The sequence below is a fragment of the Dietzia sp. DQ12-76 genome (genome assembly GCF_014145045.1).
In the GTDB taxonomy this organism is placed as follows: Bacteria; Actinomycetota; Actinomycetes; order Mycobacteriales; family Mycobacteriaceae; genus Dietzia.
Genome location: NZ_JAALDV010000479.1, coordinates 1 through 2,319 on the forward strand (window position 1 = coordinate 1; position 2,319 = coordinate 2,319).

The window sequence follows — 2,319 nt, forward strand, 5'->3', positions numbered from 1 at the left end:
CACGGTTCACGCCGGGGACCCGGCGCGACTGCCCGCGGCGTGCGCCGAGCTCTCGTCGGCCCTGGGTATCTGTGGACCCGGCGAGGCTCGTGGACCGGCCGGGGTGGTGGTGGACCGGCTGCGCGGGTGGTGAGGCGCCGGCCCGCCGATTCCACCGGAACACCGACCAGCCCATCGAGAAGAGTGTGTCGACCGCATCGGCCGAGTGGACATGTGCGGAACGCTCTTCTCGGTGAGTCCGGACCGGACCGGGCCAGCCCGGGTGAGGTCAGGCGATGTCGGGGGTGGTCATCAGGCGTTCGACGTCGTCGACCAGGGCGCGCCATTCGCCGGCCTCGTCGTCGAACGGGGCACTGGGCTCGAGCAGCCTGGCGTCGTCCGGGTTGAGGACGTAGTGGAGGAATCGGCGCAGCGCGGTCCCACGGCCGGTCACGGCGGCCTCGAGGCCGGAATCGCCCACGTAGGTCGCGAGGTCGGTGATCAGTTCGACCGCCAGTCCGAGCTGATCGGCGTCGACCATCCCGGGGCCGACCTCGATATCGCGGTCGAGACCGGCGAGAACATAGGTGTTGTCCTCGGTCACGTGGATGTCCAGGCTGCCGTCGGTCGCGGCGATCTTGACGCGCTCGTAGGTCGCCACGTGGCTGAGGGTCTCGTCGTCGTTGTCCGCCAGGTACCGGGCCAGTCCCCTGGGGCTGGTGAACACGTACGCCTGGTCACCGTCGCCGAGGAACACCGGCCGATCGCCCAGGTAGCACCGCAGGCTGAGGTACTCCTGGTCGGCGAAGACGATCTTCACGGGGTCGATCCCGACCGTCTCCCAGAGGGAGCCCTCCGGGTAGCCGGTCGGGGCGGCTTCGGGTTCGGGCGCGGGTTCGGGGAGCGCGGCCTCGGCGGCGTCCAGGTCCGCGCGTGCTCGGTCGACCTCGTTCGGCCGCACCTCGGGCGTGGTCATGACGTCCTGGATCGCGTCGAGAACGTCGTCCCAGCCCTTCGCGACGGTCTTGCGGATCGATTTCCACAGTTTCAGCCCGTCCCGCCCGTAGAACTCGTCCATACCGCGGGTGACCGCGGCCAGGATCGGGTTGCCGTTGAAGAACTTGGTGACCGTGTCCAGTTCGCACACCTCCCCGATCGAGCGGGCGATCGCGAAGGCCTGATCGATCTCGTCGACCGACGACTCCGTGGGGTTCTCACCGAGGAGTTCGAGTACTCCGACGAGGTCGTAACAGTTCTCCTCGGCGGCGCGGAACGCCAGGACGTCCGACGCCGCGAACCCGGTCCAGGAGGGGTGGTCCTGGAGGTCGTGTGGTGCGCCGCTCCGGACCAGGGCGAGGAGTTCGGCGGTCGAGTCGAACGCATAGAGGTCCTCGTCGAGCCCGAGGAACGCCTCCCAGTCGTCGTTGTCCTCTCGCCAACTGGGTGCCCAGAGTGTCGTGACGTCTCCCTCAGGGAGACCGAGCTCGATCGGGACGATGTCCTTGGCCATGCCGGTCAGCATATCCACGGCCCGTCACCGGGTGCCACGGCCCGCCCACGGGACTTCCTATTGGTCGCCTGCCGGCTCAGGGGACGGGCCTCCGGCCGGGGTCCGGTCGGTCTGCCTGCGGGCGGTGACCGCGAGCTCGACCGACCCCGAGACCAGTTCGGCCCGCCGGGTGTTGGCCCGGACGACCGCGCTAGACGTGGCCTCGAGGATGGCGGACGCCACGGCATCGCACCCGCGCCCGCGGAGTCCGGTCGCAAGTACCAACTCGATCACCGTGCCACCGGAATCGGCGGTGGCGGTCGCGATCCGGTCCCGACTCGAGGCCACCACCCGGAGGGACTCGAGTTGGTCGTGCGCGGACTCCCACTCGGCCGCGATGCCGCGGAGGCGGTCGAGAAAGGCATCGACGTCCAGCCCTCCGGCACTCACCCGGACCCCCCGTCCGGCTCGTCGCCCGCCCCCAGCCACTGCGCCCGGTCCCACTCCTGTCCGTCCCATTCCTCTTCGGCCAACCGGTCCAGGAGATCGCGGGCCTCACCCGCCGCGGCGGTGAGGGCGCGCAGCACCGCCCTCGCCACGTCCGCTGGTGGGCGGTCGAGCAGCCCGGCGGGCAGGGCCAGACCCACCGGCACACCGTCGGTACCGACCTCGGCGACGACGCCGGTCATCGGGTCGGTGTGGCGGCAGGTGTCGGGCGCCATCAGCCGGTCGGACGGTAGAACCCGTGGAAGGACATACCGATGTTGTCGGTGCGCAGCGCAGACACCGACACGGGGTCCCCGGCCTCGACGAGTTGGCCGTTGCCGATGTACATCGCGACGTGGCCGTCC

Annotated in this window: 3 protein-coding genes and 1 pseudogene; all 4 read right to left on the reverse strand. The window is 70.3% G+C overall.

Features of this window, described 5'->3' with window-relative positions; genetic code table 11:
- Nucleotides 1-268: 268 nt before the first annotated feature.
- On the reverse strand, nt 269-1,489 hold the full coding sequence (locus tag G6019_RS15125) for a primosomal protein (RefSeq protein WP_182613713.1): 1,221 nt from the start codon (nt 1,487-1,489) through the stop codon (nt 269-271).
- Between the two features lie 57 nt (nt 1,490-1,546).
- Nucleotides 1,547-1,918: a hypothetical protein gene (locus G6019_RS15130; protein ID WP_107755907.1), complete on the reverse strand. Its 372-nt coding sequence runs from the start codon at nt 1,916-1,918 to the stop codon at nt 1,547-1,549.
- On the reverse strand, nt 1,915-2,190 hold the full coding sequence (locus G6019_RS15135) for a hypothetical protein (protein WP_107755908.1): 276 nt from the start codon (nt 2,188-2,190) through the stop codon (nt 1,915-1,917). The genes G6019_RS15130 and G6019_RS15135 overlap by 4 nt, the downstream gene beginning before the upstream one ends.
- Nucleotides 2,190-2,319: pseudogene (locus tag G6019_RS17460) on the reverse strand (C40 family peptidase); the annotation flags it as partial. The pseudogene G6019_RS17460 and the gene G6019_RS15135, both read right to left, overlap by 1 nt.